Origin of the sequence: Massilia niastensis DSM 21313 (assembly GCF_000382345.1) — a bacterium.
Taxonomy (GTDB): domain Bacteria; phylum Pseudomonadota; class Gammaproteobacteria; order Burkholderiales; family Burkholderiaceae_D; genus Telluria; species Telluria niastensis.
Window position 1 is genome coordinate 23,939 of record NZ_KB908108.1, and the last position, 20,613, is coordinate 44,551.

Consider the following 20,613-nt stretch of genomic DNA (forward strand, 5'->3'; position numbering starts at 1 on the left):
CACCTCGAATCTATACGTATTTCTTGTCGGCAGGCGCACGTGTGACCGTTTTTTGCGCAGTGCCGGGTAGCCTGCTCATGGCGTCGCCGCGGCCAGCAGGCCCTTGAGGGTGTCGAGGGTGTCGGCTTCCTCGACCGGCTTGTCCTCGCGCCGGCGCAGGATGCGCGGGAAGCGCACCGCGATCCCGGCCTTGTGGCGCGGCGAGAGCTGGATGCCTTCGAAGCCGATCTCGAACACCATGGTCGGCTTGACCGAGCGCACCGGCCCGAACTTCTCGATCGTGGTGCGGCGGATCGCATTGTCGACCTGGGCGATCTCGGCGTCGGTCAGGCCGGAATACGCCTTCGCGAACGGCACCAGGCGGCGCCCGGCGCCCTCGCCGTCCCAGACCGCGAAGGTGTAGTCGGTGTAGAGCGAGGCGCGCCGTCCGCTGCCCGGCTGGGCGTACAGCAGCACGGCGTCCACCGTGTAGGGATCGATCTTCCACTTCCACCAGGTGCCCACGTCCTTGGTCCGTCCCACGCCATAGCGCGCCTCGCGCGCCTTGAGCATCATCCCTTCCACGCTGCGCGCACGGGAGGCGGCGCGCAGCTCCGCCAGCTCGTCCCAGCTGGCGGCCCGCACCAGCGGCGACAGGCGCAGCTGCGCCTGCGCCAGCGCGGCGACCTCGGTTTCCAGCAGCGCGCGCCGCTCGTGCTGGGGCAGATGGCGCAGGTCGACGCCATCGAGCTCCAGCAGGTCGTAGCAGCACAGCACGGCCGGCAGTTCGGCCAGCAGCTTGCCCGACAAGGTCTTGCGGCCGATGCGCTTCTGCAGGTCGGCGAACGGGCTTGGGACGTCGCAGCCGGGCTGCCAGATCAGCACCTCGCCGTCCAGCACCATGCCCTCCGGCAGGCGCAGCGCGGCCAGCTCGGGGAAGCGCTCGGTGATCAGGTCTTCGCCGCGCGACCACAGGTAGCTCTGGCCGCCGCGCCGCACCAGCTGGGCGCGGATGCCGTCGTACTTCCATTCGACGATCCAGTCGTCGACCTCGCCCAGCGCGGATGGCTCGCCCTGCAGCTGGTGGGCCAGGAAGAAGGGATACGGCTGGCCGCCGCGCAGCTGGTGTTCCGCGTCGGTCTGCTCGGCGATCAGCTGCAGGAAACCCGCGGCGGTCGGCGCCACCCGGCCGTCGGTCCAGCCCATCAGGCGCTGGGCGATCACCTTGCTGTCCACCGCCGCGATCGCGGCCAGCGCCCGCGTCACCAGCAGGCGCGAGACGCCGACCCGGAAGCCGCCGCCGATCAGCTTGACGAGCAGGAAGCGTTCGCGCCAGTCGAGTTCATCCCAGTAGCTGAACAGGGCTTCGCGGATGCGCCCGGGATCGGCGCCGCGCAGCGGTCCGATGCGCTGTTCCATCCACTCGGCCAGGCCGACGTCGGAGCGCCGGGTCGGCGCCGGCAGGATGTGGGCGATGGTCTCGGCGAAGTCGCCGACCGCATGGTAGGACTCGTCGAACAGCCACTCGTCCAGGCCCGCGTAGTCGATCGCGTACTGGCGCAGCAGCTTGACCGGCACCGCCTGGCGCGGCTTGCCGCCGGCCAGGAAGTACACGGCCCAGGCGGCGTTTTCCGGGGTCGCGTGGGAGAAATACTGCTGCAGGGCGTCGAGCTTGCGGGTGGTGGACGTGGTTTCGTCCAGTTCGGCGTACAGGCGGGCGAATTCACGCATCGGCTTCTCCCGCGGGCGCCTCCGCTTCCTGCGCGGCGGCCCGGCCGGCCGGCGGGGTCGACTCGTCTTCTTCCTCGTCCCCGTATTCGGTGTCGAAGCCGGCGGCGTCCAGGCCGTTCTGGCACAGCCAGCGCACCAGCACCGGGATCGAGCCGTGGGTGACGATCACGCGCCCGGCTTCGGTCGCCTTGATCGCGCTCATCAGGCCCGGCCAGTCGGCATGGTCGGACAGCACGAAGCCGCGGTCCACGCCGCGCCGGCGGCGCGCGCCGCGCAGCAGCATCCAGCCGCTGGCGAAGGCGTCGCTGTAGTCGCCGAAGCGCTTCATCCAGGGCGAACCGCTGGCGGACGGCGGCGCCACCACGATGGCGCGGCGCAGGTCGGCCTTGTCGACCTCGCTGACCATGCGGGTCTCGGGCAAGGCCACGCCGCCGGCGCGGTAGACCCGGTTCAGCGGCTCGACCGCGCCGTGGCAGACGATCGGCCCGATCGACGGATCGAGGCCCGACAGGATGCGCTGCGCCTTGCCGAAGGCGTAGGCGAATACCACCGAGCAGCGTCCCGCCTCGGCGTTACGGCGCCACCAGGCATTGATCTCGTCGAGGATCTGCTGTTCCGGCTCCCAGCGGTAGATCGGCAGGCCGAAGGTCGATTCGGTGATGAAGGTGTCGCAGCGCACCGGCTCGAAGGGCGCGCAGGTCTTGTCCGGCTCGACCTTGTAGTCGCCCGAGGCGACCCAGACCTCGCCGCCGCATTCCATCCGGACCTGCGCCGAGCCGAGCACGTGGCCGGCCGGGTGCAGCGAGATCGCCACGCCGTTGTGGACGACCCGCTCGCCGTAGGCGACGCCGTCGATCGAGATGTCGCCCAGCCGCGACTTCAGCACGTTCACGCCGGCTTCGGCCGACAGGTAGTGCCCGTGCCCGTAGCGCGCATGGTCGCCATGGGCATGCGTGATCACGGCGCGCTCGACCGGCCGCCACGGGTCGATGTAGAACTGGCCCGGTACGCAATACAGTCCTTCCTTGCGGACGACGACCATGTCTCCCATGCGGTCCCTTCCCCGGATCAGGCCGGCTCGAGGTAGTCGGCCAGGAAGCTGCGGCTGTCCTGGTCCGGGAACGCCAGCGTCACCTGGTCGCCGGCCACGGCCGTCACCACGCCTTCGCCATACCTGGGCGCCTTGGCGCGTGCGCCGACCTCGAAGCGCGGACCGCTCGGCTCGGGTGCCGGCGCGCGGTCGAACTCGTCGTCGCGGATGGCGATGTCTTCGGTCAGGGCGAGCGCCGGCGGGTTCAGGCAGTTATCGCAGCGGCAGCACTTCTCGAAACCGGGCGCCTCGTCGCCGAAATAGTCGAGCAGCAGCTTCCAGCGGCAAAAGCCGCTGACCGCATAGCCTACCATCTGCTCGAGCGCTTCGCGATCGCGTTCCTGCTTCTGGACGTAGACCCGGGCCAGTCCGGCAAAGTCATCGGCCTTGGGCGCGGCCCTGGTCGGCAGGTATTCGAGCTTGCGGTTCTGGCGCAGCAGCTTGGCGTCCTTCAGCAGCTTCAGGCTGGCCTTGATGCTGGCCTCGGCGAGCTCCTCCAGCCGCTCCTCGATCCGCCCGGCGGTCACGGGGCCGTCGCCGAGCAGCACCTTCACCGTCTCGTAGATGGCCTTCAGTTCCTCGGCAGTCGGGTAATGCTTGATCAGGAAGAACTGCTGGATGCGCTTGTCGTCCTGCAGGAACAGCAGGGTGCACCGGGCGTCCAGGCCGTCGCGGCCGGCGCGGCCGGATTCCTGGTAGTAGGACTCCAGGTTGGCCGGGATCTGCAGGTGGATCACGAAGCGGGTATCGCTCTTGTCGATGCCCATGCCGAAGGCATTGGTCGCGACCATGACCCGCCGTTCGCCGTCCATGAACAGGTCCTGGTTCAGCTTGCGCTCGGCGGCCGGCAGCTTGCCGTGGTAGATCGTCACCGACTCGCCCGCCTCTTCCAGCACGGCCAGCATCTCTTCGGCGGCCTTGACGGTGGCGGCATAGACGATGCCCACGCCTTCGGTCTCGCGCACCAGGCGCAGGGCTTGCGCGTATTTCTCTTCCGCGTTCGTCACCTGCACCACGCAGTAATGCAGGTTGGGCCGGTAGATGCCGGTATTGATGACATTCATTTTCGGCCGGTCGAGCTGCCGGGCGATGTCGTCCACCACCTCGTCGGTCGCGGTGGCGGTCAGCGCCAGGATCGGCGGCCGGCCCAGGGCGTCGATGGCGCCGGCCAGGCCGATGTAGGCCGGGCGGAAGTCATGCCCCCACTGCGAAATGCAGTGCGCTTCGTCGATCACGACGATGTCGAGCGTGACCTTGCGCAGCAACTCGATGAATTCCGGCGTCACCAGGCGCTCGGGGGTGCAGAACACGATCTCGCAGGCTTGCTCTTCGATGGCCTGGAGGGCGGCATGCTCTTCCTCGGCGTTCAGGCTGGAGTTGACCTGGACCGAGCGGATGCCGAGTTCCTCCAGCTTTTCGAGCTGGTCCTTCATCAGCGAGATCAGGGGCGAGACCACGACCGTGATCCCTTCCAGCATCCTGGCCGGGATCTGGTAGCACAGCGACTTGCCGCCGCCGGTGGGCATGATGGCCAGGGTGTCGCGACCGTCGAGGACGCTGTCGATGACGTTCTGCTGGCCTTCACGGAGTTGTTCGATGCCGAAGACGGAGTGCAGCAGCCGGCGGATGGTGTTGCGGCGCACGGCGAGCAGGCCGCGGTGCAGGAGGGTGGGGTCGTGTCGGGTCATGATAAGGCTCACTGTAGGTCCCGGACCCGGACTCGACTATAGGACCCGGCCTACTGCCTACGTAGGATGCCCTCTTTTGGCTCATTGCGCCTGTTTGGCGCAAGGTTTATTCCTACAAATTGACGGAGAATTCGCTGATGCCTGCTGTCGGGGTATGTAGCTAATATGGCATCACGATCAATAGCGAAGCTTAATCTCGGGAGAACATCATGTCGCGCCGCCATCCAATGACGTGGACCTTTGTCCACCTGGCGCTGGCCAGTGCAGCAACCTGGTTGCTGCTGGAAACCGAGGCGCTTCCGGGCGCCTTGCTGGTGTTCTTCCACTGACAGCCTGTTTTGCTGCGGCGATGCCGCAGTCGGAATGGTCACTCTTGTAGTCGGCAGGCTGCTTCCTTCCTGCACGCTGCCGGAGGAGTGGGCCGACAACGATTTCGTTTCCGACCAGTACATACGTCCCGGCGAACAAAAAAAGCCACCTCCCAACCGGGAGATGGCTTTTTCACAATCCGGCGGGCCCTCAGGGCCCGCCTCATGCATTACGCAGCCTTGGCTTCTTCCTCTTCCTCGACCGGCAGGCGCACCAGGTAATCGAACGCAGCCAGCGATGCCTTGGCGCCCTCGCCCACCGCGATGACGATCTGCTTGAACGGCACCGTGGTCACGTCGCCGGCGGCGAACACGCCCGGGACCGAGGTCTGGCCGCGCACGTCGACTTCGATCTCGCCATGCGGCGACAGTTCCATCGTGCCCTTCAGCCACTCGGCGTTCGGCACCAGGCCGATCTGCACGAACACGCCTTCCAGGTCCACCCTGTGCATCGCGCCGCTGTTGCGGTCCTTGTAGCTCAGGCCGTTGACGATCTTGCCGTCGCCGTGGATCTCGGTGGTCTGGGCCGACTTGATCACCTTGACGTTCTTCAGCGAGTGCAGCTTGCGCTGCAGGACCGCGTCGGCGCGCAGTTCCGCGCCGAACTCGACCAGGGTTACCTCGGCCACGATGCCGGCCAGGTCGATCGCCGCCTCGACACCCGAGTTACCGCCGCCGATCACCGCCACGCGCTTGCCCTTGAACAGCGGGCCGTCGCAGTGCGGGCAATAGGCCACGCCGTGGTTGCGGTATTCCTTCTCGCCCGGCACGTTGATCTCGCGCCAGCGGGCGCCGGTCGCGATGATGACCGATTTGCTCTTCAGTACCGCGCCGGTCTCGGTATGCACCTCGATCAGCTTGCCGCCCACCAGCTTGCTGGCGCGCTGGGTGTTCATGATGTCGACGTCGTACTGCTTGACGTGCTCTTCCAGGGCCACGGCGAATTTCGGGCCGTCGGTTTCCTTCATCGAGACGAAGTTCTCGATCGCCAGGGTGTCCAGCACCTGGCCGCCGAAGCGGTCGGACAGCACGCCGGTCTTGATGCCCTTGCGGGCCGCGTAGATCGCGGCCGCCGCGCCGGCAGGACCGCCGCCGACGATCAGCACGTCGAAGGCGTCTTTCTTGTTCAGTTCGGCGGCCTTGCGGGCGCCGGCATTCACGTCGATCTTCGCGAGGATCTCTTCCACGCTGGTGCGGCCCTGGCCGAAGTGCTGGCCGTTCAGGAACATCATCGGCACCGCCATGATCTGGCGCTCTTCGACTTCCTTCTTGAACACGCCGCCGTCGATGGCCACGACCTTGATGCGCGGGTTGATGACCGACATCGCGTTGAGGGCCTGCACCACTTCCGGGCAGTTATGGCAGCTCAGCGAGATATAGGTCTCGAATACGTAGTCGCCGTCCAGGTTCCTGATCTGGTCGATCACCGGCTGGTCCAGCTTGATGGGGTGGCCGCCGACCTGCAGCAGGGCCAGCACCAGCGAGGTGAACTCATGGCCCAGCGGGATGCCGGCGAAACGCACGCCGATATCGGTGCCGACACGGTTGATGGCGAACGAGGGCTTGCGCTCGTTGTCATCGTATTTCTGCACGACCGAAATCTTGTCGCTCAACGCGGCGATTTCGCGGAGCAGTTCATCCATTTCGCGTGCCTTGGGCGAATCATCCAGCGAGGCAACCAGCTCGATCGGCTGCACCACTTTTTCCAAATAGGCTTGCAACTGTTTCTTGAGGGTTGCGTCCAGCATGATTTTTTTTCCTTGAACAGATGAATGGGGTAGAAACGAACCGGGCTGCCGCAGCAGCCCGGTGCGGTAGTGCTAGTCGACCAGCTTAGATCTTGCCGACCAGGTCCAGCGACGGGACCAGGGTCTCAGCGCCTTCGTTCCACTTGGCCGGGCACACTTCGCCCGGGTGGGCGGCGACGTACTGGGCAGCCTTGACCTTGCGCATCAGTTCCGATGCGTCACGGCCGATGCCGTTGTCGTGCACTTCCATCAGCTTGATCTGGCCTTCCGGATTGATCACGAAGGTGCCGCGCAGGGCCATGCCTTCTTCTTCGATCATGACTTCGAAGTTGCGCGACAGGGTGCCGGTCGGGTCGCCGATCAGCGGGTAGTTGACTTTCTTGATCGCTTCCGAGGTGTCGTGCCATGCCTTGTGGGCGAAGTGGCTGTCGGTCGACACGCCGTACACGTTCACACCCATCTTTGCGAACTGCGGCTGGTAGTGGGCCAGGTCTTCCAGTTCGGTCGGGCAGACGAAGGTGAAGTCCGCCGGGTAGAACATCAGGACCGACCAGCTACCCTTGAAGTTTTCTTCCGACAGTTCGATGAACTTGCCGTTGTGGTAAGCGGTTGCCTTGAACGGTTTGATCTGGGTGTTGATAAGGGACATGTAAGCTCCTTTGTTTCGGGGGTGAATGAATCTCAATGGAAAGCAGTGTACTGTTCTGCTCGCCGTTTGTGAAATTGATTGAATCGATATTCTTGATTGATTTTAGCTATCAGTCAAGCGCGGCTCATTCTGGCCCATGAAAATGGGCCCTGAAGAGCCCGGACAGTGTGGCGTAAATGCCTGGCGGCTGCAACCGGCGCCTCGTTTTGGGCGCCGGCAAGCTGGGGTTCAGGCATCCGCTTCGGCGCAGACGGTCTGTTCGCTGCACGGCAGCAACAGGCTGAAGGTCGAGCCCTCGCCCGGACGGCTGTCCACGCGCAGTTCGCCGCCGTGCGACACCGCCAGCTGGCGCGAGATGTACAGCCCCAGGCCCAGGCCCTTCGGCTCGCCATTGCGCGCGCCGCGCTCGTAGGGTTCGAAGATGCGCTCGGTGTCGGCCGGCTCGATGCCCTTGCCCTGGTCGCGCACGTTGACCCGCACGGTATCGCCGTCCATCAGCACGCTGATCTCGACCGGCTGGCCGCAGCCGTAGCGCAGTGCGTTGGTCAGCAGGTTGACGATCACCTGCTCGATGCGGAACTCGTCCCAGCAGCCGACCACTTGCGGGTGCGGCACCAGGGCCAGGGTCGAGCCGGTCGAGGCCGCCTGCAGCGACAGGTCGCTGACAATGCGCTCGAGCAGGTTCATCAGCTCTACCCGCGCCGGCCGGATCGACAGCTTGCCGCTGCGCATGCGCGAGACGTCGAGCATGTCGTCGATCAGCCGGATCATGGCCTTGATCTGGCGCTCGTCGCGCCGCACCATGGCTTCCATCTGGTCGGCGTTGAAGGCGGCGGCATTGCCGCGCCGCAGCTGCAGGCTGCGCATCTGGGATTCCAGGAACAGCGTATTGAGCGGCGTGCGCAGCTCGTGCGCGACCAGCGACATGAATTCGTCGCGCATGCGCAGCGAGCGCTGCAGTTCCTGCTGGGTCTGGTTCAGCTCGCGCACCAGCACCTCCTGTTCCTGGCGGCTGCGTTCCAGCGCCGCCACCTGGCGCCGGGTCTCGCGGCGCTGCTGGTCGAGCGCCACGAACACCTTGACCTTGCTGCGCACCGCGTCGGGATCGAGCGGCTTGTACAGGAAGTCGACCGCGCCGCTTTCATAGCCCTTGAAGGCATAGTCGAGCTCGCGGCCGGCGGCCGAGACGAACACGATCGGGATGTGGCGGGTGCGCTCGGTGCCGCGCATCAGCTCGGCCAGCTCGAAGCCGTCCATGCCGGGCATCTGGACATCGAGGATCGCCAGCGCGAATTCGTGGTCGAGCAGGAGCGCCAGCGCCTGGTCGCCCGAACTCGCCTGGAACACCTGGCACTGTTCGGTGCGCAGCAGGGCGTCGAGCGCATGCAGGTTTTCCGGCAGGTCGTCGACGATCAGAAGTTTGCTTGGGTCTTGGACGCTCATGGTTTCTCCAACAGGGGCAGCAGCGTGCGGATACCAGCCAGCGGCAGCACGAGGTGCGGGGCGCAGCGCCGGATCGCCTCGGTCGGCATGGTGCCGGCCTGCGCTTCTTGGGGGTCCTGCACGACGGTCAGCCCGCCGCATGCGCGGATGCGGGCCATGCCGTCGGCGCCGTCGTGGTTGGCGCCGGTCAGCAGGATGCCCGCCAGCGCCGCGCCGTAGACGTCGGCCGCCGACTCCATCAATACGTCGATCGCCGGCCGCGCGAAATGCACGGGCGGCTCGCAGCTGAGCGAAAAACTGCGGTCCTGCTCGATGGACAAATGATAGCCCGCTCCCGCGAAGTACACGGTACCCGGTTCGACCGGTTCCTTGTCGCGCGCCTCGCGCACCGGCAGGGCGACCCGCGCCGCGAACAGCTCGGCCAGCCGGCTCTCGCGGTCGGACGGCACATGCAGGATGCAGGTCACGGCCGGTCCGAAGTCCGCCGGCAGGCCGGGCAGCACGCCGATCAGGGCGTCGACCCCGCCGGCCGAGCCGCCGATCACGACCATCCCGAAGCGGCGCCCGGCAAGCAGGGAGGCGATGCGCTGGTCCAGGCTCATGGCGACACCTTGCGGAACAGGCGCTCGCGCCGCGCCAGCGGTTCGAAGCGGGTGGCGTAGCTCGAGAAGTCGATGCTTTCCTTGCTGCCCAGGCCGAGGAAGCCGCGGTGGCACAGCGATTCGTGGAACAGGCCGAACACGCGGTCCTGCAGGCGCCGGTTGAAGTAGATCAGCACGTTGCGGCAGCTGACGAAATGGGTTTCCGAGAACACGCTGTCGGTCGCCAGGCTGTGGTCGGCGAAGGTCACGTTCTCGACCAGCGAGCGGTCGAACAGCACGCCGCCGTAGGCGGCGACGTAATAGTCCGAGAACGCCTGCTTTCCGCCGGCCTTCTGGTAGTTTTCGGTGTACAGGCGCATGCGCTCGAGCGGGAACACGCCGCGCCGCGCCGCCTCCAGCGATTCCGGGTTGATGTCGGTGGCGTAGATGATGCTGCGCTCGAGCAGGCCTTCCTCCTTGAGCAGGATGGCCAGCGAATACACTTCCTCGCCGGTCGAGCAGCCGGCCACCCAGATCTTCAGCGACGGATAGGTGCGCAGGAAGGGCACCACCTGCTCGCGCACCGCCAGGAAGTATTCCGGGTCGCGGAACATCTCGGTGACGGGGATCGTCAGGTATTGCAGCAGCTGGGCGAAGCCGTTCGGCTCGTGCATCACCTTGGCCTGCAGGGCCGACACGGTGTCGCAGCCCATCTCGCGCATGGCCGCGACCACGCGCCGCTTCTGCGAGGCGCCGGTGTAGTCCCTGAAGTCGTAGTTGTACTTCAGGTAGACCGCCTCGACCAGCATGCGCAGCTCGATGTCGACATCGTTCGGGGCGTTGGTCGTCAAATCCGCTCCAATGCCGGCATCCACACCCGCAGCAGCGAGTACAGGCGGCTCAGGTCGATCGGCTTGGCCAGGTAGTCGTTGGCGCCGGCGGCCAGGCACTGCTCCTGGTCGTCCTTCATCGCCTTGGCCGTGATGGCGATGATCGGCAGGCGCTCGAAGCGCTCGTCGAGGCGGATGCGGCGCGTCGCTTCCAGCCCGTCCATGCCCGGCATCATGACGTCCATCAGCACCAGGTCGATGCCCGGCACCTCGTCCAGCTTGCTGATGGCCTCGAAGCCGTTGCGGCCCACCTCGACCTTCGCGCCGCGCTGCTCCAGCGCGCTGGTCAGGGCGAACACGTTGCGCACGTCGTCATCCACCAGCAGGATGGTACGCCCTTCGAACACGCGGTCGCGCCCGCGCACGGCCTTGAGCATGGTCTGGCGCTCCGAGGACAGGCTGGATTCGACCTTGTGCAGGAACAGGGTCACTTCGTCGAGCAGGCGCTCGGGCGAACGGGCGCCCTTGATGATGATCGAGCGCGAGTAGCGCAGCAGGTCGGCCTCCTCGTCGCGCGTCAGGTTGCGGCCGGTGTACACGATCACCGGCGGGAACGAGCACAGTTCTTCCTGCGACATGCGCTCCAGCAGGTCGCGGCCCTGCATGTCGGGCAGCTTGAGGTCGATGATCATGCAGTCGAAGATCTGGCTGCGCAGCAGGGCCAGGGCTTCGCCGCCGGTGCCGACCGCCGCGATCTCGACGTCGTCGTCGGCGATCAGCTCCACCACGCTGTCGCGCTGGCGCTCGTCGTCCTCGACCAGCAGCACGCGCTTGATCTTCTGCGCCGATTTCTCCTGCAGCTTGCGGAACACTTCTTCCAGCTCCTCGCGCGAGGTCGGTTTCAGCGCGTAGCCGATCGCGCCCAGGTGCAGCGCCTCGCCGCCGTTTTCCAGGCTCGAGACCACGTGCACCGGGATGTGGCGGGTCGACGGATTGTCCTTCAGCTGCTGGAGCAGGGTCAGGCCGGAACGGTCCGGCAGTCGGATGTCGAGCAGCACCGCGTCCGGCTTCTGGCTGGCCGCCAGCGCCAGGCCTTCCTCGGCGTTCAGCGCCACCAGGCAGCGGTAATCCATCTCGTGCGCCAGGTCGTACAGGATGCGCGCGAACTGCGCCTCGTCCTCGACCACCAGCACGGTGCGCGCGCCCTCGGACGGACGCTCGCGGTCGTCCGGGAAGGACTCGACCGGTTCGGAGTCGGCGGCGGCGGCGGCGGCGGTCGTGGCCGCGGCGGCCGAGACCGCGGCCGCCAGCGCCGGCAGGGTGTCGGTCACGGACTGCGCGGCCGGCGCCAGCAGCGCCGCCACCGGCGCAGCACCACGCGGCAGCAGCAGCGTGAACACGCTGCCCTCGCCCGGCTTGCTCGACACCTCCAGGGCGCCGCCCAGCAGGCGGGTCAGGTCGCGCGAGATCGACAGCCCCAGGCCGGTGCCGCCGAAGCGGCGGCTGGTGGTGCCGTCGGCCTGGTGGAAGGCGTCGAAGATCTTTTCCTGCTGGTCGCGGGCGATGCCGATGCCGCTGTCCTGCACGCGGAAGGCCAGCGCGCCGCCCTCGCCCACCGCGACCGTCAAACTCACCGCACCGCTGTCGGTGAACTTGACCGCGTTCGACAGCAGGTTCTTCAGCACCTGCTCGAGGCGCTGGCGGTCGGTATGCAGGGCGGCCGGCACGTCCGGCGCCACGCTGACCTTGAAGTCCAGCGCCTTGTGGCGCGCCAGCGGCTCGAAGCTGCGCGCCAGGCCCTCGACCACGCGCCGCACCGGCACGTCCTCGAGCATCAGTTCCAGCTTGCCCGCCTCGACCTTCGAGATGTCGAGGATGTCGTTGATCAGCTGGAGCAGGTCGTTGCCGGCCGAGTAGATGGTCTGGGCGAAGCGCACCTGCTCGTCGCTCAGGTTGCCGCTGCTGTTATCGGACAGCAGCTTGGCCAGGATCAGCGAGCTGTTGAGCGGCGTGCGCAGCTCGTGCGACATATTCGCCAGGAATTCCGATTTATAGCGGCTGGCGCGTTCCAGTTCCATGGCGCGCGACTGCAGCTGCTCCTGGGCCGCGGTCAGCGCGGCGTTCTTCATGTCCAGCGCCAGCGCCTGCTCGGCCAGCTGGTCGTTGGTGGTGCGCAGCTCGGCCTGCTGGTTCTCGAGCTGGGCCTGCGATTCCTCGAGCGCGCGCGACTGCTCTTCCAGCTCCTCGTTGGCGGTGCGCAGCTCTTCCTGCTGCACCTGCAGTTCCTCGTTCAGGGTCTGGCTTTCCTCCAGCGCGTGCTGCAGGCGCTGGCGGTACACCACCGCCGCCATCGACGAGCCGACGGCCGGGCCGATCAGCTCCATGAATTCGCGGTCGCGCTCGCGCACGCCATGCAGGAAGCCGATCTCGATCACGCCCTTGACCTTGCCGTGGTTGTAGACCGGCGCGATGATCAGCTCGCGCGGCGAGGCTTCGCCCAGCGCCGAGCCGACCTTGATGTAGTTGTCCGGCAGGTCGCGCAGGACCAGGATGCGGTTCTCGTTGGCCGCCTTGCTGGCCAGGGATTCGGTCGGCTGGATCAGCTGCGCATGGTCGGCGGCGTCGTGCGCGAAGCCGTAGGCGCCGATGCGGCGCAGCACGCCCTCGTCGCTGCGCGCGTACATCGCCGCCACGGCGCCGTCCAGGTAGCGCGTCACGTGCGACAGCACGGCCTCGCCCAGCGGCTCGAGGGTGTGGATGCCGGCGCTTTGCTGGTTCAGCTCGTTCAGGCCGGTGCGCAACCAGGTCTGGTGGCGCAGTTCGGCATTGTGCTGGGCCTCGTGCTCCAGCACGTCCTGGTAGGTCGTCGACAGCCGCACCAGCTGGCGCCGGCCGAACAGCGCCAGGCCGACGCCGACCATGACGCTGAACACCAGGAAGCTCACCACCGACCAGGTCGTGACGCGGCGCGCCGTCTCGTTGCGGTCCTGGAGCAGCCTGGTCTCGATGCCGACCAGGTCGTCGTAGGTGCGGCGCATCTCGTCGGTCAGCGTCTTGCCGCGGCCGGAACTGACCGGCCCGATCACATCCTCGCCGACGCGCCGGCGCGCGATCATTTCGTTGGCATACTGCTCCCACTGCTGCTGGGCGCTCTCGATGCGGTGCACCCGGTCGGTCTGGGCCGCGTTGTCCTTGACCAGCTCGGCGAGCGTCGTCAATCCCGCGTCGATACGGCGCGATGCCAGGTGGTAGGGCGTCAGGAAGGCCTCGTCGCCGGCCAGCAGGAAGCCGCGCATGCCGGTTTCCATCTCGGCCGACAGCTTGCTGACTTCGTGCGCGTTGCCGATCACCTTCTCGGAATGCTCGACCCAGGTCAATACATTGATCAGGTAGGCGATGATGGCCACGAACACGATGGCGCTCAGGACGCTCATGCCCAGGGGCAGCGCGACGTTACGGGTCAGGATGCGCCGAAACTCGCTGTTATCGATGGTGGGACCGGGCATACATGCTTTTTGTTAAGGAAAAAATATCCCAAGTGTAACGCAAATGTGAATTCCGGCGCGCACCCGAGAGCTCATCCGTGCACCCTTTCCACTCTACCATTCAGGCGGCCAGGAAGCGTTGCGCCAGCCGCTGTTCGCGGAACTGCGCGGTGACGAAATCGACGAAGACGCGGGTCTTGGCGGGCAACAGTTTCTGGCTCGAGAAGTAGAGGGAAATCGGTCCCGCATCCTGCTGCCAGTCCGGCAATACCCGCACCAGCTCGCCGCTCTCCAGGTGGCGCAGCACATGCGGCATCGCCGCCAGGCCGATCCCCATGTGCATCAGGACCGCCTGCACCAGCGCATCCGGATCGTCGACCGTGATGCGGGCGCGCTGGTCGCAGGCTGCCTGCGCGCCCGAGCGGTGGCGCAGCAGGCGCTCGCGCAGCCGTCCGGTCAGGATCGAGCGCATCACCACGCCGTCGACCTCGAGCAGGTCGGCGGGTTCGCGCGGCGCGCGCAGGCCGCGCAGGAACCGGGGGGTGGCCACGGCCACGACGTGGACACGCGCCAGTTCGCGCGCCACGATGCCCGCCTGGAGCGCGAAGCCGCCGCCGATGGCGGCGTCGAACCCCTCGCGCACCAGGTCGGCCTGGCGGTTGTCGAGATGCCAGTCGGTCAGCACGCCCGGATAGCGCGCGACGAAGCCCGGCATCAGGGGCAGCAGGTAGTCGCGCGCGAAGCCGTGCGCCGCGCTCAGCTTGAGGGTGCCGGCCGGCTGCCCGGCCCTGGCCGTGACCTCGGCGATGGCGCCCTGGATGCTGTCCAGGCCCGCACCGACCGCGCCCAGGAAGCGCTCGCCGGCCTCGGTCAGCGTCAGGCCGCGCGTACTGCGCTGGAACAGGCGCACGCCGAGGTTGCGCTCGAGCTGGGCGACGTTGCGGCTGACCGCCGCCGGGGTCAGCGCCAGGCGGCGCGCCGCCGCCGAGAAGCTGCCCGACTCGGCGCTGCGCACGAAGGATTCGAGGTTCGAGAGGGTTTCCATGGTTTCACTTTCAAGCTTTGCTTGAAAGTGATTATAGAGATCCATGACTAGCCGTTGCGAGCGGCAGTGTCGATACTGGCCTTACCCACTCACACGAAAGGAAGCATCATGGACCGCACCACTCCCCTGCAAGGCAAGATCGCCATCGTCACCGGCGCCAGCCGCTCCATCGGCGCCGCCATCGCCCGCCGCCTGGCCCGCGACGGCGCCACCGTCGCCATCACCTACCACGCCTCGCCCGACAAGGCCGCGGCGGTCGTGGACGAGATCGAGGCGGCGGGCGGACGCGCCGTCGCGCTGCAGGCCGACGCCGGCGACCCGGACGCCGTGCGCCAGGCCGTCGCCAGCGTCGCCGAGCGCTTCGGCCGGATCGACATCCTGGTCAACAACGCCGGCATCAGCGTGCTGGGCGCGCCGACCGGGATCGCCTTCGCCGACTTTCAGCGCATCCTGGCCGTGAACGTCACCGGCGTGTTCGTCGCCACCCAGGAAGCGCTGCGCCACATGGGCGCGGGCGGCCGCATTATCCACATCGGCAGCTCGATGGTGCGGTACGCGGCCTTCCCGACCGCGTCCGCCTACACGCTCACCAAGGGCGCGCTGAGCGGCTTCACCCGCGGCCTGGTGCGCGACCTGGGCCCGCAGGGCATCACCGTGAATACCGTCCATCCCGGCCCGACCGACAGCGACATGAACCCGGCCGACGGCCCGGTCGCCGACTTCGTCAAGCCCGGCATCGCCGTCGGCCGCTATGGCCAGGGCCAGGACATCGCGGCAAGCGTCGCCTTCCTCGCCTCGGAAGAGGCATCCTTCGTGACCGGCGCGGAACTGCTGGTGGACGGCGGCTTCACCGCCTGATCCTAGCCATAAGGAGCAGAGCATGAGCATCGGCATCATCGGAGCGGGCGCGATCGGCAGCGCGATCGCCCGCGCACTGGCGCGCGCCGGCATCGACGCGCGCATCGCCAACCGCAGGGGGCCCGCATCCCTGGCCGGGCTGGCTGCCGAAACCGGCGGGCGCATCCGGCCCGTGACGGTGGCCGAGGCGGCGCAGTCCGACCTCGTCTTCCTGGCGGTGAACTGGTCGAGGCTTCCGGACGCCGTGCGCGGACTCGGCCCCTGGGGCGGACGGATCGTCATCGACACCAACAACCCGATCGAGGCGCCGGCCTTCCGTCCGTTCGACCTGGGCGGCCGCAGCTCCAGCGAGATCGTGGCCGGGCTGGTGCCGGGTGCGCGGGTAGTGAAAGCCTTCAATCACCTGCAGCCGGCGCTGCTGGCGGGCGATCCGGGCGCCGAGGGCGGGCGCAGGGTGCTGTTCCTCGCGGGCGACGACGCCGCCGCCAAGGGCGAGGTGGCGCAACTGGTGCAGCGCCTGGGCTTCGCAGGCATCGACCTGGGCGCCCTGGGCGAAGGCGGCCGCCTGATCCAGTTTCCCGGCGGTCCGCTGCCGTCGCTGAACCTGGTCAGGTTCGGCTGAGGGGTTCAGGCCCGGCGCCGGCGCGGCTGCGGCGCCAGCTGGGCCGCCAGGTAGGGCGCGGTGCGGCTGTCCTGCGCACGCGCCACTTCTTCCGGCGGCCCGCAGGCCACCAGCCTGCCGCCCGCATCGCCCGCGCCGGGGCCGATGTCGATCACCCAGTCGCTGCCGGCCACCACGCGCATCGTGTGCTCGACCACGATCACGGTGTTGCCGGCATCGACCAGGCGGTTGAGCTGCACCATCAGGCGGTCGGCGTCCAGCGGGTGCAGGCCGGTGGTCGGCTCGTCCAGCACGTACAGCGCATTGCCGCGCGTGGCCCGCTGCAGCTCGGCGGCCAGCTTGATGCGCTGGGCTTCGCCGCCCGACAGTTCGGTGGCCGGCTGGCCCAGGCGCAGGTAGTCCAGCCCCACCTCGGCCAGCACCTCGAGCGAACGCTCGACCAGGGCTTCGCCCTGGAAGAAATCGATCGCCTCCCCCACCGTCATGCCCAGCACCTCGGCGATGTTGCGGTCGCGGTAGCGTACTTCCAGGGTCTTGTCGTTGTAGCGCGCGCCGCCGCAGGTCGGGCATGGCGCGTAGACGCTCGGCAGGAACAGCAGCTCGACCATCACGAAGCCTTCGCCGGCGCAGTGCTCGCAGCGGCCCTTGGCGACATTGAACGAGAAGCGGCCGGCGTCGTAGCGCCGCCTGCGCGCATCCGGCGTGGCCGCGAACAGCTTGCGCACCTGGTCGAACAGGCCGGTATAGGTCGCCAGGTTGGAGCGCGGCGTGCGTCCGATCGGCTTCTGGTCCACGCGCACCAGGCGCCGCACGCCCTCCATGCCGGCCACGATCCGCCCCTCCAGCGGCAGCGCTTCCTCGCGCTCCAGGTCGTGCTCCTCGCCCGCTTCCTCGGCCTCCGCCTTGTGCCCCAGGGCGGCGCCGACCAGCTCGACCAGCACCTGGCTGACCAGGCTGGACTTGCCGGAACCGGACACGCCGGTCACGCTGGTCAGCACGCCGAGCGGGAACGCGGCGTCCAGCCCATGCAGGTTGTTGCGGCTGACGCCCTGCAGGCGCAGCCAGCCGCTCGGCGGACGCGGGGCGCGCTGCGGCGGCGGCGCTTCGTTGAACAGGTAGCGCCGCGTCTGCGAGGCCTCGACCTGGCGCAGGCCCTCGGGTTCGCCGCTGTACAGGATCTGGCCGCCGCGCTCGCCCGCCATCGGGCCGACGTCGACCAGCCAGTCGGCATGGCGGATCACGTCCAGCGCGTGCTCGACCACGAACAGCGAGTTGCCGGCCGCCTTCAGCCGGGCCAGCGCATCGAGCAGCGCCTCGGTATCGGCCGGGTGCAGGCCGGCCGAGGGCTCGTCCAGCACGTACACCACCCCGAACAGGCTGGAACGCACCTGGGTCGCCAGCCGCAGGCGCTGCAGTTCGCCCGGCGACAGGGTCGGCGTGCTGCGCTCCAGCGCCAGGTAGCCCAGGCCCAGCGCCAGCAGCACCTCGAGGCGCGCCGCCAGGTCGGCCGCGATGCGGCGCCGCACGATCACCTGCTCGGCATGCAGGTGGCCGATGTCGCCATCCCTGGCTTCGGCATACGGGCCCAGCAACTGCGCCAGGCGCTCGAGCGGCATGCGCGACAGCTCGGCGATGTCGACGCCGGCGAAGGTGACCGACAGCGATTCCCGGCGCAGGCGCTTGCCCTCGCACACCGGGCAGGCGGTGCTGACCATGTAGCGCGCCACCCGCTTCTTCATGGAGGCGCTCTCGGTGTTGGCGAAGGTCTGCAGCACGTAGCGGCGCGCGCCGGTGAAGGTGCCCTGGTAGCTGGGCGTGTCCTTGCGCTTCAGGGCGGCCTTCGTTTCCTTCGGCGTCAATCCGGCGTAGACCGGCACCGTGGGCGTCTCGTCGGTGAACAGGATCCAGTCGCGGTCCTTCTTCGGCAGCTCGCGCCAGGGCGTGTCGACGTCGTAGCCGAGCGTGACCAGGATGTCGCGCAGGTTCTGGCCGTGCCAGGCCGGCGGCCAGGCCGCCACCGCGCGCTCGCGGATGGTGAGCGAGTCGTCCGGCACCATCGACTGCTCGGTCACTTCGTAGACGCGGCCCAGTCCCGAGCAGCGCGGGCAGGCGCCCTGCGGGGTGTTCGGCGAGAACGACTCGGCATACAGCAGTTCCTGTCCCGGCGGATAGTCGCCGGCGCGCGAGTACAGCATGCGCAGCGAATTCGACAGGGTGCTGACGCTGCCCACCGAGGAGCGCGCGGTCGGCGTGCCGCGCTGCTGCTGGAGCGCGACCGCCGGCGGCAACCCGTCGATCTCGTCGACCTCGGGCACCGGCATCTGGTGGAACAGCCGGCGCGCATAGGGCGACACCGATTCGAGGTAGCGCCGCTGCGCCTCCGCGTACAGGGTGCCGAAGGCCAGCGACGACTTGCCGGAGCCGGACACTCCGGTGAACACCACCAGCGCCCCGCGCGGGATATCGAGGCTGACATTCTTCAGGTTGTGCTCGCGCGCGCCGCGCACGCGCACGTAGCCCTCATCCGGTTCGCGCCCGCCGGCGCCCTTCCTGTCATTGCTGGGCATGTGCCCTCCCGCTGATCGACGATGGCGGCATTACACCCTGCCTGCCGCCCCATGTCGGTGCGATTCCCAACAATCGGCCTCACACTCCGGCCAGCGCCTCCAGGCGTTCGCACAGGGCGTCGATGCCGGACGGCGCCGCCAGGAGCGCGCTGACTTCGCGGCAACGCCGCGCCATCCCGCCCTCGCCCACCACCCCCAGCAGCGCGCGCGCCATGCGCGCCGGCGTCACCCGCGTCGCGTGCAGGGTGGCGCCGGCGCCCAGCAGCCGCACGCGCGCCGCGTTGTCGAACTGGTCGTGCGCGAGCGGCACCACCAGTTGCGGCGTGCCCGCGCGCAAGGCCTCGGCCGTGGTGCCGATGCCGCCATGGTGGACCAGCGCGGCCACGCGCGGCAGCAGCGCCTTGAGCGGCACGTAGTCCTGCCACAGGATGTGCTCCGGCAGGCGGGCGGGCAACTGCTCCCGGTGCGGGGTCAGGAAGATGGCGCGCAGCCCCAGCCGGCCCACCGCCTGCGCGGCGGCCGCGAAATAACGGTCGGCCTGGCGGTTGCCGGTGCCGGGCGTGAACGCCACCGGCGCCGCGCCGGCGTCGAGGAAGGCGCGCAGGTCCGCGCCCAGGGCCGCCGCCGGGTTCGGGTCGTAGAGCGGAAAGCCGGCGCCCGCCAGGGGCCGTGGCCAGTCCGGCTGGCTTGGTGCGAACCATTCCGGGAACAGGGTCAGCGACAGGTCCGGGATGCCGGTCATCAGGGCGATCAGCTCGCGCGCCGGCGCCAGGCCGTGCGCCGCGCGCGCCGCATTCACGTCCGGCAGCGCGACCGGATCGATGAGGCGCGCGCCCGCCTGCCGCCACAGCCAGCGGCGCACCCCGTGCGGCACCCAGCGCGGCACCGGCCACGGCCCGAGCAGCAGGGGATCGTGGACGGTCGGCAGGTTCGAGGGCGCCAGATAGGCCGCCGCGATCTTCAGCCCGGGCTGGCGCGCGCGGCACAGGTCGGCCTCGGGCAGCGCCAGCGGATGGGCCAGCAGCACGCGCGGCCCGCCCGGCGGCAGGGCCGCCACGACGGCCGGCACCGCGGCCATGGCCGGGCGGGTCGCCTGCCACACCACGGCCAGGCCGCGGGTCGGATGCCACAGGTCGGGATGGTCGAGCACCGCCGGATCGGCCGGCAGGCCGTGGAACGGCAGACCTGCCTGCGCCACGAAGGGCGCGTGCAGGTCCGGCCCCAGGAAATCGACCCGGTGGCCGCGCGCGCGCAGGGCCGTGCCCATCCAGAGGAAGGGAAACAGGTCGCCGGCCGAGCCGATCGTGACCAGGATGAAGTGCAGGGACCGGGACACGGTGGCCGGGCGGCGGCGGCGTGGCGCTGCGGCGTCAGAACGCCAGCCGGCCTTCGATGGAATCGTCGAGCGTCTTGCCGATCACCGCGCCGACCGCCATCTTGGCGCCCGCCACCGCGTCGCCATGCTTGTTGTCCCAGTAATAGCCGGTGCGCGGCGTCACCTTGATCACGGTGATGCGGGGATCGTCTTCGCCGCCGGTGAACCAGGTGCGCAGCATGAAGTTCCAGAGTTGCCCGATGCGCGCCTTGTCCTGCGAGATCTCGGCATGGCCGTCGATTTCCAGGAAGCCGGAATGGGGGCCGGCCTGGAAATACAGCGTCACGGAAGGATCGGCCGCGAGCTCGGCATTCTTGTGGCTGTCGCTGGCGCTCAGGAACCACAGGACGCCCTGGTCGTCGGTCTCGCGCACGCTCATCGGGCGTACGCCGCGGCTCGGGCCGAGGCTGCCCGCGGTACGGAAGAAGCAGGTGTCGGCATCGTCCACCATGGCCTTGAGGCGGGCGATGGCGTCGGCGCCGCTCAGGTCGCGGCGGTTGTGTTCCGGCTGGTTGCGGTTGATGGAATCCATGCGTGGTCTCCGACAGGCTCTG

15 protein-coding genes are annotated in these 20,613 nt (G+C 68.5%); 2 read left to right on the top strand and 13 right to left on the bottom strand.

The window, feature by feature from the left end; all coding sequences use genetic code 11:
* Positions 1-75: 75 nt before the first annotated feature.
* From H162_RS0118420 to H162_RS0118470, 10 genes are all read right to left on the bottom strand, one after another.
* Positions 76-1,710 (bottom strand): ATP-dependent DNA ligase, encoded by a 1,635-nt coding sequence (locus tag H162_RS0118420; RefSeq protein ID WP_020654966.1) that lies wholly within the window; start codon positions 1,708-1,710, stop codon positions 76-78.
* The gene (locus H162_RS0118425) at positions 1,703-2,761 is read right to left on the bottom strand and encodes a ligase-associated DNA damage response exonuclease (protein WP_026354808.1); all 1,059 of its coding nucleotides are present in this window, start codon (positions 2,759-2,761) and stop codon (positions 1,703-1,705) included. The genes H162_RS0118420 and H162_RS0118425 overlap by 8 nt, the downstream gene beginning before the upstream one ends.
* A gap of 17 nt (positions 2,762-2,778) precedes the next feature.
* Positions 2,779-4,488, bottom strand: a complete 1,710-nt coding sequence (locus H162_RS0118430; protein ID WP_020654968.1) for a RecQ family ATP-dependent DNA helicase — start codon at positions 4,486-4,488, stop codon at positions 2,779-2,781.
* A 538-nt stretch (positions 4,489-5,026) separates the two neighbouring features.
* A complete protein-coding gene (gene ahpF, locus H162_RS0118440; protein ID WP_020654970.1) occupies positions 5,027-6,604 on the bottom strand; it encodes an alkyl hydroperoxide reductase subunit F in 1,578 nt (525 codons plus the stop codon).
* Between the two features lie 85 nt (positions 6,605-6,689).
* Positions 6,690-7,253 (bottom strand): alkyl hydroperoxide reductase subunit C, encoded by a 564-nt coding sequence (ahpC, locus tag H162_RS0118445; RefSeq protein ID WP_020654971.1) that lies wholly within the window; start codon positions 7,251-7,253, stop codon positions 6,690-6,692.
* 228 nt (positions 7,254-7,481) lie between these two features.
* A complete protein-coding gene (locus tag H162_RS0118450) occupies positions 7,482-8,696 on the bottom strand; it encodes a hybrid sensor histidine kinase/response regulator (protein WP_020654972.1) in 1,215 nt (404 codons plus the stop codon).
* Entirely contained in the window at positions 8,693-9,298 is a 606-nt protein-coding gene (locus H162_RS0118455) for a chemotaxis protein CheB (RefSeq protein WP_020654973.1), read from the bottom strand. Before H162_RS0118455 ends, H162_RS0118450 begins: the two co-directional genes overlap by 4 nt.
* Positions 9,295-10,086 (bottom strand): CheR family methyltransferase, encoded by a 792-nt coding sequence (locus H162_RS0118460; protein ID WP_051109956.1) that lies wholly within the window; start codon positions 10,084-10,086, stop codon positions 9,295-9,297. The genes H162_RS0118455 and H162_RS0118460 overlap by 4 nt, the downstream gene beginning before the upstream one ends.
* Before the next feature lie 38 nt (positions 10,087-10,124).
* The gene (locus H162_RS0118465; RefSeq protein WP_020654975.1) at positions 10,125-13,613 is read right to left on the bottom strand and encodes a response regulator; all 3,489 of its coding nucleotides are present in this window, start codon (positions 13,611-13,613) and stop codon (positions 10,125-10,127) included.
* A 100-nt stretch (positions 13,614-13,713) separates the two neighbouring features.
* On the bottom strand, positions 13,714-14,637 hold the full coding sequence (locus tag H162_RS0118470) for a LysR family transcriptional regulator (RefSeq protein ID WP_020654976.1): 924 nt from the start codon (positions 14,635-14,637) through the stop codon (positions 13,714-13,716).
* 108 nt (positions 14,638-14,745) lie between these two features.
* On the opposite strand from H162_RS0118470, the gene H162_RS0118475 reads away from it, so the two are divergent.
* Both H162_RS0118475 and H162_RS0118480 read left to right on the top strand, forming a co-directional pair.
* Positions 14,746-15,495: a 3-oxoacyl-ACP reductase family protein gene (locus H162_RS0118475; protein ID WP_020654977.1), complete on the top strand. Its 750-nt coding sequence runs from the start codon at positions 14,746-14,748 to the stop codon at positions 15,493-15,495.
* Between the two features lie 22 nt (positions 15,496-15,517).
* Positions 15,518-16,117: an NADPH-dependent F420 reductase gene (locus H162_RS0118480; protein WP_020654978.1), complete on the top strand. Its 600-nt coding sequence runs from the start codon at positions 15,518-15,520 to the stop codon at positions 16,115-16,117.
* A 5-nt stretch (positions 16,118-16,122) separates the two neighbouring features.
* Here the strand turns inward: H162_RS0118480 and H162_RS0118485 are convergent, their stop codons facing one another.
* The 3 genes from H162_RS0118485 to H162_RS0118495 form a co-directional block, all read right to left on the bottom strand.
* Positions 16,123-18,684: an excinuclease ABC subunit UvrA gene (locus tag H162_RS0118485; protein WP_020654979.1), complete on the bottom strand. Its 2,562-nt coding sequence runs from the start codon at positions 18,682-18,684 to the stop codon at positions 16,123-16,125.
* A gap of 79 nt (positions 18,685-18,763) precedes the next feature.
* Entirely contained in the window at positions 18,764-20,020 is a 1,257-nt protein-coding gene (locus H162_RS0118490) for a glycosyltransferase (protein WP_020654980.1), read from the bottom strand.
* 34 nt (positions 20,021-20,054) lie between these two features.
* The gene (locus tag H162_RS0118495) at positions 20,055-20,591 is read right to left on the bottom strand and encodes a pyridoxamine 5'-phosphate oxidase family protein (protein ID WP_020654981.1); all 537 of its coding nucleotides are present in this window, start codon (positions 20,589-20,591) and stop codon (positions 20,055-20,057) included.
* Positions 20,592-20,613 lie beyond the last annotated feature (22 nt).